Annotated in this window: 12 protein-coding genes; 2 read left to right on the forward strand and 10 right to left on the reverse strand. The window is 73.1% G+C overall.

Going from position 1 to position 12,529, the window contains the following annotated elements; all coding sequences use genetic code 11:
- Positions 1–87: 87 nt before the first annotated feature.
- Complete coding sequence (locus tag ACFFJG_RS03950) at positions 88–1,767, reverse strand: glycosyltransferase family 2 protein (RefSeq protein WP_378517303.1); 1,680 nt, start codon at positions 1,765–1,767, stop codon at positions 88–90.
- Entirely contained in the window at positions 1,767–2,165 is a 399-nt protein-coding gene (locus ACFFJG_RS03955; protein WP_378517304.1) for a hypothetical protein, read from the reverse strand. The genes ACFFJG_RS03950 and ACFFJG_RS03955 overlap by 1 nt, the downstream gene beginning before the upstream one ends.
- Positions 2,166–2,342: 177 nt before the next feature.
- On the opposite strand from ACFFJG_RS03955, the gene ACFFJG_RS03960 reads away from it, so the two are divergent.
- On the forward strand, positions 2,343–3,341 hold the full coding sequence (locus tag ACFFJG_RS03960) for an endonuclease/exonuclease/phosphatase family protein (protein ID WP_378517305.1): 999 nt from the start codon (positions 2,343–2,345) through the stop codon (positions 3,339–3,341).
- Here ACFFJG_RS03960 and rodA read toward each other — a convergent pair.
- From rodA to ACFFJG_RS04000, 8 genes are all read right to left on the reverse strand, one after another.
- A complete protein-coding gene (rodA, locus tag ACFFJG_RS03965; protein ID WP_378517306.1) occupies positions 3,338–4,513 on the reverse strand; it encodes a rod shape-determining protein RodA in 1,176 nt (391 codons plus the stop codon). The two genes, ACFFJG_RS03960 and rodA, sit on opposite strands and share 4 nt — an antisense overlap.
- 7 nt (positions 4,514–4,520) lie before the next feature.
- The gene (mrdA, locus tag ACFFJG_RS03970) at positions 4,521–6,650 is read right to left on the reverse strand and encodes a penicillin-binding protein 2 (RefSeq protein ID WP_378517307.1); all 2,130 of its coding nucleotides are present in this window, start codon (positions 6,648–6,650) and stop codon (positions 4,521–4,523) included.
- Positions 6,647–7,159 carry a rod shape-determining protein MreD gene (gene mreD / locus ACFFJG_RS03975; RefSeq protein ID WP_378517308.1) on the reverse strand — a complete coding sequence of 171 codons (513 nt, stop codon included), beginning with the start codon at positions 7,157–7,159 and terminating at the stop codon, positions 6,647–6,649. Before mreD ends, mrdA begins: the two co-directional genes overlap by 4 nt.
- On the reverse strand, positions 7,156–8,094 hold the full coding sequence (gene mreC / locus ACFFJG_RS03980; RefSeq protein ID WP_378517309.1) for a rod shape-determining protein MreC: 939 nt from the start codon (positions 8,092–8,094) through the stop codon (positions 7,156–7,158). Before mreC ends, mreD begins: the two co-directional genes overlap by 4 nt.
- Positions 8,094–9,122: a rod shape-determining protein gene (locus ACFFJG_RS03985; RefSeq protein WP_378517310.1), complete on the reverse strand. Its 1,029-nt coding sequence runs from the start codon at positions 9,120–9,122 to the stop codon at positions 8,094–8,096. Before ACFFJG_RS03985 ends, mreC begins: the two co-directional genes overlap by 1 nt.
- A gap of 173 nt (positions 9,123–9,295) precedes the next feature.
- Complete coding sequence (gene ndk, locus ACFFJG_RS03990) at positions 9,296–9,727, reverse strand: nucleoside-diphosphate kinase (RefSeq protein ID WP_378517311.1); 432 nt, start codon at positions 9,725–9,727, stop codon at positions 9,296–9,298.
- A 29-nt stretch (positions 9,728–9,756) separates the two neighbouring features.
- A complete protein-coding gene (locus ACFFJG_RS03995) occupies positions 9,757–10,158 on the reverse strand; it encodes a DUF4233 domain-containing protein (RefSeq protein WP_378517312.1) in 402 nt (133 codons plus the stop codon).
- Complete coding sequence (locus tag ACFFJG_RS04000) at positions 10,155–11,516, reverse strand: bifunctional folylpolyglutamate synthase/dihydrofolate synthase (protein WP_378517313.1); 1,362 nt, start codon at positions 11,514–11,516, stop codon at positions 10,155–10,157. Before ACFFJG_RS04000 ends, ACFFJG_RS03995 begins: the two co-directional genes overlap by 4 nt.
- 75 nt (positions 11,517–11,591) lie before the next feature.
- Between ACFFJG_RS04000 and ACFFJG_RS04005 the strand changes: the two genes are divergently transcribed.
- Positions 11,592–12,524 carry a quinone oxidoreductase family protein gene (locus ACFFJG_RS04005; RefSeq protein ID WP_378517314.1) on the forward strand — a complete coding sequence of 311 codons (933 nt, stop codon included), beginning with the start codon at positions 11,592–11,594 and terminating at the stop codon, positions 12,522–12,524.
- The last annotated feature ends 5 nt before the right edge of the window (positions 12,525–12,529 follow it).

Raw genomic sequence — 12,529 nt, forward strand, 5'->3', positions numbered from 1 at the left:
TCAACCTCACTGCTCGACTCACGCCCACACGTCCCGGACCGGGGAGGGCAAGGGTCAAGCGTACGCGTTGCGGGTCGGGGCCCGAAGTCAGCGAGCCGTGCGGCCGGCCCGCCCGCCCTTGCCGCGCGAGGGCGCGCGGCGGGCGGCGGTCGGCTCGGCCAGGCGCGCGTCGAGCAGGCGGTGCGGGTCGATCATCGGGGTGGCGACCGCCGCCGGCGTGTACCGGTCGACCTCGGGGATGCCCCAGCGACGCACCACGAAGTGGCGCTCCCAGGCCTGCACCGTGCCGTCACGGGTCTGCGACTCGAAGTGGAACAGCTCGCAGTTGGCGACCCACACCGTGCGGTAGCCCGCGTGCGCGACCTTGTAGCAGAGGTCGACGTCGTTGAAGTTCGACGGCAGCGCCTCGGTGAACCCGCCGATCTCGAGGAAGGCGTCGCGCCTCATCGCCGAGCAGGCGGCGGTGACGCCGGTCATCTCACGGTTGACCACGAGCTCGCCGAAGGGCCCCGCCTCCTCGCGGCTCCAGTAGCGGAACGGGTGGTGGTAGTGCTTGTTCCAGTAGCCGTGACCGGCGTGCTGGATGGAGGAGTCGCTGAAGTAGAGCTTCGCTCCGGTCAGCCCGACGTCGGGCTCGTCGAGCGGCCCGACCAGGTTCTCCAGCCACCGGTCGGAGAGCACCTCGACGTCGTCGTTGAGGAAGACCAGCCGGTCGCCCGTGGCGTGCAGGCAGCCGAGGTTGACCTTCTCGGAGAAGTTGAACGGCCGGGTGTACTCGACCAGCACCAGGCGGTCGCCGGCGATCTCGCGCAGCTCCTCGAGCACCTCGGGGGGCGTGGGGGTGTCGTGGACCACGACCACCTCCACGCGCGGGTGCTCGGTGCGCGCCAGCGCGGTGCGCACCGTGTCGACGACCATCGCGCGGCGCTCGCCGAAGACGAGCGCGGACTGGCCCCGGGTCGGGATCACCAGCGAGACCACCATCTCGGGGTCGAGACGGCGCTCGATGACGTAGCGGCCCGGCTCGCGGCCGCTGTGGACCGTGCCGGCGATGCCGCAGCGGTCGAGGTGGTCCTGCACGGCCCGCCGGCCGGCGTCGTCGGCGTAGGGCTTGGCGTTGATGTCGGCCGCGGCCGACCCCGCGACCGCTCGCCAGTGGTAGAGCACCCGGGGGACGTGGACCACCCGCCGGGCCCTCTCCCCCACGCGCAGCGCGAGGTCGTGGTCCTGCGAGCCGTCGTAGCCCTCGCGGAAGGCGCCGACCTCGCGCACGAGCGAGGTGCGCATCACCGAGAGGTGGGAGGTGTACATCTGCCCGCGGAGCCGCTCGGGCGACCAGTCGGGCTTGGCGAAGCGGCCGAAGAGCTCGCCGTCGTCGCCCACCTTGTCCTCGTCGGAGTAGAGGTAGTCGGCGTCGGGGTGCCGCTCGATGGCGCGCGCCATCTCGAGCAGCGCGTCGCTGGTGAGCAGGTCGTCGTGGTCGAGGAAGACCAGGAACTCGCCGCCGGCCTCGGCCACCGCGTCGTTGGACGCGGCCACGATGTGGCCGTTGACCTCGCGCTCGACGAGGCGGATCCGCGGGTCCTCGGCCGCGGCGGCGGCGATCGTGCGGCGCACCCGGGGGTCGGGCGAGACGTCGTCGACGAGGATCCACTCCCAGTCGGTGTGCTCCTGCGCGCGCACCGAGGCGATGGTGTCGGCGAGGACGTCGAGCGGCGGGGCGTAGACCGGCGTGACGACCGAGAACAGCGGCGCTCCCGGCGCCATCAGCGTCGACCGCCCCGCAGGCGGCGGGCGACGCGTCGCGTGAAGGACGGCGCGGCCACGGGACGCTGCTCGAGCTGGCCGGACAGGGTGCGGACCCGGGCGCGGGTCGTGGCGAGCCTGCCCTGGAGGTCGGAGACCTTGTCCTGCAGCGCCCGCTTGCGGGTCTGGAGCGCGCGGACCTTCTTGCGGCTCTCGTTGAGCTCGACCTGGAGGCGCATCACGTCGCGGTTCAGGCGACCGATCTCCGCCTCGGTGCCGACGACGTGGTCGCGGTTGACCAGCAGGCGGTGGCGGGCCTCCACGACCTCGAGCCGCATCGCCTCGTTCTCCTGCTGGAGGCGCTCGACCAGCGTGGCCCCGGTCTCGTCGTCACCCAGCCCCGGCTCGGTCGTTCCCACCATGTCCTGCTTCCCGTCGGCTCCCTCGACCGGCCCCTCGCAGGCCGTCCCGTCGGCGCCCGAGGCTACACGAGACGCACCCGGCGACGGGCGTCGCCGCGACCGGGGCGGGGCGCCTGCGCGCGGCCCGACCACCCGGGCTGGAGAATGGCCCCGACGCGACAGGGGGTGCGGGTGATGGGTCGACGCGAGGAGTGGCTGCGGGTCGCTGCTGCCGTCCTGGTGGTGGCGGTCCTGGTGGCGCTGTTCGTGCGCGACCGGCGCGAGCCGTCCGACGCCGACAGGGACGACGAGGCGCTCGTCACCGAGGCCTCGACCGTCCCCTCGACCGACGGCTCCCCCGGCACCTCGCCGGACACCTCGCCGGGGCCGGGCGACGACGGCTCGCCCGGGCCGGACGACGTCGTGCCGTCGCCGCCCGAGGGGCTCGAGGAGCTGGTGTGCGAACAGCTCCGGCTGCCCGTGACGCTGCGGGTGCTGTCGTTCAACACCCACCGCTCCACCGGCAGCACCAACTCCGTCGCCGAGGAGATCCTCGAGGTCGACCCCGACGTGGTGCTGCTGCAGGAGGTCGACCGCAGGATGTTCCGCACCGGCAACGTCGACCAGGCCGAGGTCCTCGCGGACGCCGTCGGGATGGACGGGTCGTTCAGCACCAACCTGGTCCGCGGGTCCGGTCAGTACGGCACGCTGATCCTCAGCCGCTACCCGATCGTCCAGCAGGGCCGCGTGTCCCTCGTGCGGAGCCCGCGCTCGGAGGCCCGCGGGCTCCAGTGGGTCACCCTCGAGGTCGACGGCCGCGCCGTGCGGGTCTACAACACCCACCTCGACGCGACCCGGCCCGACGTACGCCTCGCGCAGGCACGGCAGGTGGCCGGGGTGCTCGCCGGCGACGACCTGCCGACCGTCCTCGGCGGCGACCTCAACGCCTGGCCCGGGTCGGCGGCGGTCGCGACGATCGGCTCCCAGCTCACCGACACGTGGACCGCTGTCGGTCAGGGCCCGGCGGCGACCAGCCACGGCGGACGCAAGATCGACTACCTGTTCGCGCGCGACCTCGAGCCGCTGACCAGCCGGGTGCTCACCTCGGGCGCGTCCGACCACAACCGGCTCTGGGCCGACCTCCGGCTGACGCCGCCCGACACGTGCGGGGAGAAGCGGTCGACCTCGGGCTAGCGGCGCAGCGCCGCGCCCGACGAGCGCAGGTGGATGTTCTGCAGCAGCCCGAGCGCGAGCATGCCGGCGAACATCGAGCTGCCGCCGTAGGACACGAACGGCAGCGGCACGCCGGTGACGGGCATGATGCCCAGGCACATCCCGATGTTCTGGAAGGCCTGGAAGCCCCACCAGCACGCGATGCCGGCGGCCGCGACCCGGCCGAAGAGGTCGCCCGCGGCGGCCGAGATCGCCAGGGCACGCCACACCACCACCGCGAGGAGGAGGATCAGCACGCCCGCGCCGACCAGCCCGAGCTCCTCGCCGGCGACGGTGAAGATGAAGTCGGTGTGCTGCTCGGGGACGAACCCCGAACGGGTCTGCGAGCCCCCGAAGAGGCCCTGGCCCAGAAGGCCGCCGTTGCCGACGGCGATGCGCGCCTGCTCGGTGTTGTAGCCGGCCCCGCGCGGGTCGAGCCCCGGGTTGGTGAAGGCCATGAAGCGGTCGACCTGGTAGGGCTTGAGGACGCCCAGCGCGACCGCCCCGCCCGCCCCGGCCACGGCGGCGAGGGACAGCCCGCCGAGCCAGCCGCGTCCGGCTCCCGCGATCGCGAGCACGCCGAACACGGTCGCCGACAGCACGAGCATGGTGCCGAGGTCGGGCTGGAGCAGGATCAGCACCGCCGGAACCCCGGCGATCGCCAGCATCGCCACGACCTCCAGGCTGCCCACGCCGCGGCCCCAGCGCCGCTCGGTGCGCTCGGCCACCACGAGGGCCATGCCGATGACCACTGCCAGCTTCGCGAACTCGGAGGGCTGGATGGACATGCCACCGAGCTGCAGCCAGGAGCGGGAGCCGTTGATCGTGCTGCCCGCGACGAGCACCATCACCAGGCCGCCGACGCTGGCGAGGTAGGCGACAGGGGCGAGGATCCTCACCCAGCGGTGGTCGGTGGCGAGCACCGCCACCATCAGCACCAGGCCGATCGCGACGTTGACCAGCTGCTTGCGCAGGTAGGCGTCGGCGTCGCCGCCCGTGAGGTCGGCGCGTGTCGAGGTGGCCGACCAGACGAGGAGCGTGCCGAGCACCACCAGGCCGGCCGAGGCGAGCACGAGCAGCCAGTCGAGACCGGGCGCGCGCAGGCTCGTGGCGGGCTGGCCCGGGCGGGTCGGACGTACGGACAGGACGGTCATCGCGGCCTCACTCCCCTGCCTTGACGACGGGCGGCATGATCGAGCCGTCGTCGAGGAACTGCGGCAGCGAGGGCGGCGGGACGACACCGGGGGTCGCGGCCCGCGCGGGGCGTACGTCCGTGCCGTCGACGCCGTAGAGCGCCTCCCAGATCTTGCGGACCCCGTCGCCGGTCGAGCCGGAGCCGGTGCCGGCCTGGCTGATCATCATCACCACGACGTAGTCCTTGGTGTAGGAGGCCACCCAGCCGGTCGACTGCTTGCCGTAGACCTCCGCCGAGCCAGTCTTGGAGCGCACCGTGACGTCGTCGAGCGGGAAGCCGCCCATCTTCCAGGCCATCGTGCCCTCGCGGGTCACGCCCTGGAGTGCACCGTCGATGAAGTCGAGGTACTCCTGCGGGACGTCGACGTGGGCGACCTTCTTCGGGGTGATCCGGCGCAGCACGTCGCCCTGCGGGCTGACCAGCGCCTTCGCCACCGTCGGCGCGAAGAGGGTGCCGCCGTTGGCCAGGGCGGCGTAGGCGCGGGCGAGCTGGAGCGGCGTGACGATGGTGTCGCCCTGGCCGATGGAGAAGTTGACCGCGTCGCCGGCCCGGTAGAGGTTGCCCTCGAGGCAGAACTCGTGGGCGAACCGGTAGACGAAGTCGCTGGTGCCGGCGGTCTGCGGCTTGCTGCTCAGGCCGCAGTAGTAGTCCTTCTGCGACTCGTAGTAGGCCTGCTTCCAGTGCCGGTCGGCGATCCGGCCGGGTGCCTCGCCCGGCAGGTCGATGCCGGTGCGCGAGCCGAAGCCGAACTCCTTGGCCTCCTCGACCAGCGGGTCGCGGGCGTCGACGTCGGCGGGGTCGCTGCCGAACCTCTGCCAGAAGTCGTAGCCGATGCGGAAGAAGAAGGTGTTGCAGGAGACCTCGAGGGCGCGGACGAAGCCGATCGTGCCCTCGGCCGCCGACTCGTGGTTGTGGAAGACGCGGTTGCCGACCTGGAACCCCGACGAGCAGTCGAGCTGGGTGTCCATCGGGTAGCCGTTGGTCAGCGCGCCTGCGGTCATGAACGGCTTCCACGTGGAGCCTGGGGCGAACTGGCCCTGCGTGGCGCGCGAGAGCAGTGGCGTGCCCGCCTGCTCGGAGTAGAGCCGGGCCAGCTGGTCCTCGCTGATCCCGCCGGTCCACACGTCGGGGTCGTAGGTCGGCTGGCTGGCCATCGCGATGACGCGACCGGTCTTCGCATCGAGCACGACCGCGGCGCCGGAGTCGGCGGCGAAGTTGCGTCCGGTGACCGGGTCGAGGGTGGCCCGCTGGACCTTGATCCGCTCCGCGAGCTGCTTCTCGACCACCGACTGCACCTTGGCGTCGATCGAGGTGACGAGGGTGTCGCCGGGCGTGCTCTCGACGACCGAGTCGTCGCCCAGCACCCGGCCCATCGAGTCGACCGCGACCCGGCGGTAGCCCGGCAGCCCGCGCAGCCACGCGTCGTACTGCTTCTCCACCCCGGCGCGGCCGACGACGGACGCACCGTTGAGCGAGCGGTCGTCACGCTCGGCGGCGGCGTCGTACTCGTCCTCGGTGATCGGGCTGAGGTAGCCCAGGACGTGGGCCAGGTTGATGCCGAAGGGGCGCGGGTAGGAGCGCACGCTCTGCTGCTCGGCGAGCACGCCGGGGTAGTCCTCCGGCTGCTCCAGGACGCGCAGCGCGACCTTCTTGGGGACGTCGGTGGCCACCGGCACCGGCTGGTAGGGCGAGCCGTTCCAGCACACGTCTCGCACGCTGTCGGCGTCGCCGCAGGTGACCAGGCGGGCCTCGACGTCGGCGGGGGTCTCCCCCACCACGTCGGAGACCCGGCGGACGAGCTCGGTGCGCTGGTGCTCGCCGAGCTTGCCGAGCAGCGTGCGGTCGACCGAGATCACCCAGGAGGTGCGGTTGGCGACCAGCGGGCGGCCCTGGCTGTCGACGATCAGGCCGCGCTGCGGCTGCACGACGATGTCGCGCACCGACTGGTCGGCGGCCTGGGCCTGGTAGGACGCCCCGCCCACGACCTGGAGGTAGTAGAGCCGGACGAAGAGCGTGGCGAAGAGCGAGAAGGCCAGCACCTGCACCACGACCAGCCGCATCCGGCCGGCGGAGGAGCGCCCCCGCGCGGCGCTCACGTGGTCGCCCACTGGGGGCTGAGGCGGGAGAACAGCCGCATCAGGGGCGGCAGCACGAACGGGGTCAGCAGGACGTCCCACACGACCGCGACCAGCACCACCTCGAGCAGGCTGGAGACCGAGGTCGCCGGGTCGGAGAGGACCACGCCCGACAGCGCGAAGAGCGAGGTGGCGACGAACGAGGACGCCGCCACGGTGCCGACGACCGCCAGCGCGGTGGGCTTCTGGTCCTGCCGCACGCGCGCGGCGAGGAAGGCCACCACCGTCAGCGCGAGCGCCCACCGGCCGGCGACGTGGTCGGCGGGCGGCGCGAGGTCGAGCGCGAGGCCGGCGGCGAAGCCGAGCAGCATCGCGAACGGCGCCTCGACGGTGAGCGCGGCCGCCACCACGACGAGCAGGCAGAGGTTGGGCACGATGCCGTGCCAGGCCAGGTGCGGGAAGAAGGAGACCTGCACGACGAGCGCGACGACGACGGCGAGCGCCGCGACCGCGGCGCGCAGCGCCCTCACCTCAGGCTCCCGTCGGCCTCCACCACCGCGCGGTCGCTGCGGGTGCCGCTGGGCACCATCACACCGACCACGTCGAGGGCGGAGAAGTCCACGAACGGCTTCACGACCGCACGCTGGGTGGCCTCGCGCACCGAGCTGTAGACCTCGGTGATCGTGCCGATCGGCACGCCGGGCTCGTAGGGACCGTTGTCGCTGCCCCACGTGACGACGGTGTCGTCACGGGCCGGCACAGTGGTGTCGTCGACCAGGCGCAGGTCGAGCCCCGAGTCCTCCTGCAGCGACCCGCTGCCGGTCACGAAGCCGACCTCCATGCTCGAGCCGACCCGCCCGCCGACCGTCGACTCGGGGTCGACGACCAGCAGCACCGTGGCGGTGGTGCGGGTGACCCGCAGCACGCGCCCGACCAGGCCGTCGTTGTTGACGACCGTCATGTCGGGCCCGATCCCGGCGTCGGAGCCGGCGTCGATGGTGACGGTGAAGCTCTGCGACTGCCGGGAGCCGAGCGCGACGACCCGGGCCGGGACCAGGGCCGAGCCGAGGTCCTCGGCGGCGGTCGTGAGGCCGTCGTACTGCTCGAGGCGGTTGCGGTCGAACCCGGCGAGCTCGACCTTGCTGCGCAGGTCGGCGTTGCTGGCCTCGAGGTCGCGCACCTGGTCGGCGAGGTCGCCCTTGCTGCGGAACCACGTCGGCACCGCGGTGAAGGGACGTACGGCGGCGGCCGCGGCCGACTCGGCGGGACCGAAGGCCTCGCCCACTGCGCGGCGCGCGGGCTCGAGCGGCGACGACCCGCCGCCGGAGGCGTCTAGCGTGACGAGCGTGATGCTGGCCAGCACGAGCGCGACCAGCAGCGAGCGCGGCGGCCGGTTGCGCGACTCGAGCTCGGCCGTGCCGCGCCAGCGCCGCTCGCGCCCGTCGTGTCCCCCCAGGCCGGCCATCAGAACCGCCGCGGGTCCGAGACGAGGACCTGCTGGAGGGCCTCGAACTCCTCGACGCACTTGCCCGCGCCGTAGGCCACCGACGACAGCGGCTCCTCGGCCACGTGCACCGGCATGCCGGTCTCGTGGCGCAGCCGCTCGTCGAGCCCGCGCAGCATGCCTCCGCCACCGGTGAGGACGATGCCGCGGTCCATGATGTCGCCGGCCAGCTCGGGCGGGGTCTGGTCGAGGGTGGTGCGGACCGCGTCGATGATGTTGTGCAGCGGCTCCTCCAGCGCCTGGCGCAGCTCGGCGCTGGAGACCACGACGGTGCGGGGCAGGCCGGAGACCATGTCGCGGCCGCGGATCTCCGCGTCGGGCTCGGTGGGCAGGGGGAAGGCCGAGCCGAGGGTCATCTTCATCTCCTCGGCGGTGCGCTCCCCCAGCATCAGGGAGTACTCCTTCTTCATCCACGCGATGATCGCCTGGTCGAGGTCGTCGCCGGCCGTGCGGATCGACAGGCTGGTGACGATGCCGCCGAGGCTGATCACCGCGACCTCGGTGGTGCCGCCGCCGACGTCGACGACCATGTTGCCCGTCGCCTCGTGCACCGGCAGCCCGGCACCGATCGCCGCCGCCATCGGCTCCTCGACGATGTAGACCTTGCGGGCCCCGGCCTGGTAGCCGGCCTCCTTGACCGCACGCTGCTCGACCGCGGTGATGCCGCTCGGCACGCAGATCACCATGCGGGGCTTGGCGAAGTAGCGGCGGCGGTGCACCTGGTGGATGAAGTAGCGCAGCATCTGCTCGGTCGCCTCGAAGTCGGCGATCACGCCGTCCTTGAGCGGGCGGATGGCGACGATGTTGTCGGGCGTGCGCCCGATCATCCGCTTGGCCTCGTGGCCCACCGCGAGCACCTCGCCGGTGGTGGTGTTCATCGCCACGACCGAGGGCTCGTCGAGCACCACGCCCCGGCCGCGGACGTACACCAGCGTGTTGGCAGTGCCGAGGTCGACGGCCATGTCTCGGCCGATGAAGCTTTTTGCCATGCCGCGGGAGCCCTCGCAGGTCGGGTGGAACGTGGGAAGTGGGGTCAGCACTCCCGCCGACCCACGCTCAGGTTAAGGAGCGCGGCGCGGTGTTCGCGGCAGGACACGCGCGGGGCGTGTGGGGCTGGGGTGAAAGATGCCTCGCTCGCGGCCCGACCGCGAGCGGGCTCGCGTCAGGCCGTGAGCCCGGGGAACCAGATGCCGATCTCGCGGGCGGCGGACTCGGGGGCGTCGGAGCCGTGGACCAGGTTCTGCTGGACGGCGAGGCCCCAGTCGCGGCCGAGGTCGCCACGGATCGTGCCGGGGGCGGCCACGGTGGGGTCGGTGGCGCCGGCGAGGGAGCGGAAGCCCTCGATGCAGCGCTCGCCCTCGATGACCACGGCCAGCACCGGGCCGGAGAGCATGAACTCCACGAGCGGGGCGTAGAACGGCTTGCCCTCGTGCTCGGCGTAGTGCTCGGCGAGGACCTCCGGGGTGGCGTCGCGCAGCTCGACGGCCGCGAGCGTGTAGCCCTTGGCCTCGATCCGACGCAGGATCTCGCCGGAGAGGCCGCGGCGCACGCCGTCGGGCTTGACGAGGACGAGGGAACGCTGGACGTCGGTCATGACCGCAGCCTAGCCAGCGCGGCGCCCGCTCAGTCCTGCTGGGCCTGCTCGGCCCGCCAGGCCGCCCAGGCGGCCGCCCGTTCGCGCTCGATCTTGCGACCCAGCAGGTCGGCGGTGGTCCACAGCACGGCGAAGATCGCGCCGAGGCCGAACATCACCGGCACCACGAACCCGAGGGCGATCGCGCCGACCTGGACGACGTAGCCGGCGCCGTAGGCCCACTCGGCGCGCAGCATGCCCGCCAGCAGCACGCACACGACGGCGAGGCCCAGGCCGATGGCCAGGGCGAGGCCGGTGTCGACGTCGGCGATGGTGATCATCACCGGGGTGGTCAGGCCGAGGGTGATCGCCTCGAGGCTGAGCACCGCTGCGGCCATGCCGCGGCGCGGCGAGCGCTCCGCGGGCGCGGCGCCGGCCTGCTCGTCGCTCATCGGCGTCCCTTGAGCAGGCTCCGCGCCTGGCCGACCGTGACGACCGACCCGGTGACGAGCACCGCGCCGGCACCGATGGACACGTCGATGGCCTCGTGCGCCTCGGCGAGGGTGGCGGCGCGGTCGATCGCCTCGGCCAGGTCGGGCACGACCGAGACGCGGTCCTCGCCGAAGACCTCGACGGCGGCACGCCCCAGGGCCACCGCGGTCATCGAGCGCGGCGTGGAGTTCTGGGTGCAGACCAGGTGGGAGAAGTGCGGCTCGAGCACGGTGAGCAGGCCCTCGACGTCCTTGTCGGCCATCACGCCCATCACGCCGACGAGCGGGCTGAAGGAGAACGAGTCGTCGAGCGCGGCCGCGACGGCCTCCGCGCCGTGCGGGTTGTGGGCCGCGTCGAGGAGGATCGTGGGGCTGCGCCGGATGATCTCGAGGCGGCCGGGCGAGGTGACCTCCGCGAAGGCGGCGCGGACCAGCTCGTCGTCGAGCTCCCCGGTGCCGAAGGCCTCGACGGTGGCAAGCGCGACGGCGGCGTTCTGCGCCTGGTGGGCGCCGTAGAGCGGCAGGAACACGTCCTCGTACGTCGCTCGCAGCCCGCGCAGGGTGACCACCTGGCCGCCGACGGCGGGCGTGCGGGACACGACACCGAACTCCATGCCCTCGCGCGCCAGGGTGGCGCCGACCTCCGCGGCCCGTTCCACCAGCACGGCGGCGACCTCGGGGGTCTGCTCGGCGAGCACGGCGACCGAGCCGGCCTTGATGATCCCGGCCTTCTCGAGGGCGATGGTGGCCGGGTCGTCACCGAGGTACTTCGCGTGGTCGACCGCGATCGGCAGCACGACGGCCACGTCGGCGTCGATGACGTTGGTGGCGTCCCAGCTGCCGCCCATCCCGACCTCGACCACCGCGACGTCGACTGGCGCATCGGCGAACGCGGCGTAGGCCATCCCGACCATCGTCTCGAAGAAGCTGAGCGGGTGGTCCTGCTCGGCGTCGACGAGGTGGGTGTAGGGGGCGACGTCGTTGAACGCGCGCACGAACGCCTCGTCGTCGAGCGGCTCCCCGTCGATCGTGATCCGCTCGCTCATCCGCTCGAGGTGCGGCGAGGTGAACCGGCCGGTGCGCAGGTCGAGGGCTCGCAGCAGCGTCTCGACCATCCGGCTCGTGCTGGTCTTGCCGTTGGTGCCGGTGAGGTGGATCGAGCGGAACGACCGCTGCGGCTCGCCGAGCAGCTCGGTGAAGGCCTGGATCCGGTCGAGGCTCGGTTCGAGCCGGCTCTCGGGCCAGCGGGACAGCAGGGCGTCCTCGACCTCGTCGAAGGTCTCGGCGAGGCGGGGCGAGTCGGCGGGGGCATCAGTCATGGCGCCCCGAGTCTATGGACCCCGTGCCCGCACTCCCAGACCGCAGGCTGGCTCGGGGCTGGCAGTCTGGTCGACATGGCCCTCCAGTGGATCGCGACCCGTCCCGGCGACCTCGACGTCCTGGTGCTCGAGGAGCGTGACGTGGCGCCGCCCGGGGAGGGCGAGGTGACGATTGAGGTGCGCGCGGCGGGGATGAACCCCGCCGACGCCAAGCACGTCGCGCGCGGCAAGTCCGAGGACTTCCCGCGCCCCGTCGGCTACGAGGTGGCCGGCGTCGTCTCCGCGGTCGGGCCGGCGACCACGATCGCCTCCGGCCCGGTCTCGGTGGGCGATGAGGTGCTCGCCTTCCGGGTCGTCGGCGGCTGGGCGAGCGAGCTCACCGTCCCCGCGCGCGACGTCTTCGCCAAGCCGGAGGCGCTGTCGTTCGACGAGGCCGCGAACCTGCTGCTCGCCGGCAGCACGGCTGCCGAGATGCTCCACGTGACCGGCGTGAGCGAGGGCGACACCGTGCTGGTGCACGGGGCGTCGGGGGCGGTCGGCGTCAGCCTGCTCCAGCAGGCCGCGCTGGTCGGCGCGTCCGTGATCGGCACGGCCGGCCCCCACAGCTTCGACACGGTCGCACGCTTCAGAGGCACCCCCGTGGCCTACGGCCCCGGGCTCGAGGACCGCGTCCGCGAGCTCGCCCCCGACGGCGTCGTCGCCGCCCTCGACTGCGTCGGCACCGACGAGGCGGTCGACGTGTCGCTGGCGCTGGTGGCCGACCGCGACCGCGTCGTCACGATCGCCGCCGCCGAGCGGGCGCGGACCGAGGGCTTCCGGGCCATCGCCGGCGCGATGCCGAAGAGCGCGGCGTTCCGCGACGCCGTACGACCCGAGCTGGTGCGGCTGGCCGCCGAGGGCCGGCTCGTGGTGCCGGTCGCCCGCACCTTCGCGCTGCCCGACGCCGTCGAGGCGACGCGGTTCCTGATGGAGGGCCACCCCGGCGGCAAGCTCGCCCTGCGTCCCTGACGCGC

Source organism: Nocardioides zeicaulis, from assembly GCF_042432345.1.
Classification (GTDB): Bacteria; Actinomycetota; Actinomycetes; order Propionibacteriales; family Nocardioidaceae; genus Nocardioides; species Nocardioides zeicaulis.

Bases quoted from the DNA above. Each gene is read 5' to 3' on its own strand.
- rodA (WP_378517306.1), bottom strand. From the start codon at position 4,513: ATGACCGTCCTGTCCGTACGTCCGACCCGCCCGGGCCAGCCCGCCACG.
- ACFFJG_RS03950 (WP_378517303.1), bottom strand. From the start codon at position 1,767: ATGGCGCCGGGAGCGCCGCTGTTCTCGGTCGTCACGCCGGTCTACGCC.
- ACFFJG_RS03985 (WP_378517310.1), bottom strand. From the start codon at position 9,122: ATGGCAAAAAGCTTCATCGGCCGAGACATGGCCGTCGACCTCGGCACT.
- ACFFJG_RS04000 (WP_378517313.1), bottom strand. From the start codon at position 11,516: ATGACTGATGCCCCCGCCGACTCGCCCCGCCTCGCCGAGACCTTCGAC.
- ACFFJG_RS04005 (WP_378517314.1), top strand. From the start codon at position 11,592: ATGGCCCTCCAGTGGATCGCGACCCGTCCCGGCGACCTCGACGTCCTG.
- ndk (WP_378517311.1), bottom strand. From the start codon at position 9,727: ATGACCGACGTCCAGCGTTCCCTCGTCCTCGTCAAGCCCGACGGCGTG.
- ACFFJG_RS03995 (WP_378517312.1), bottom strand. From the start codon at position 10,158: ATGAGCGACGAGCAGGCCGGCGCCGCGCCCGCGGAGCGCTCGCCGCGC.
- ACFFJG_RS03960 (WP_378517305.1), top strand. From the start codon at position 2,343: ATGGGTCGACGCGAGGAGTGGCTGCGGGTCGCTGCTGCCGTCCTGGTG.
- mreC (WP_378517309.1), bottom strand. From the start codon at position 8,094: ATGGCCGGCCTGGGGGGACACGACGGGCGCGAGCGGCGCTGGCGCGGC.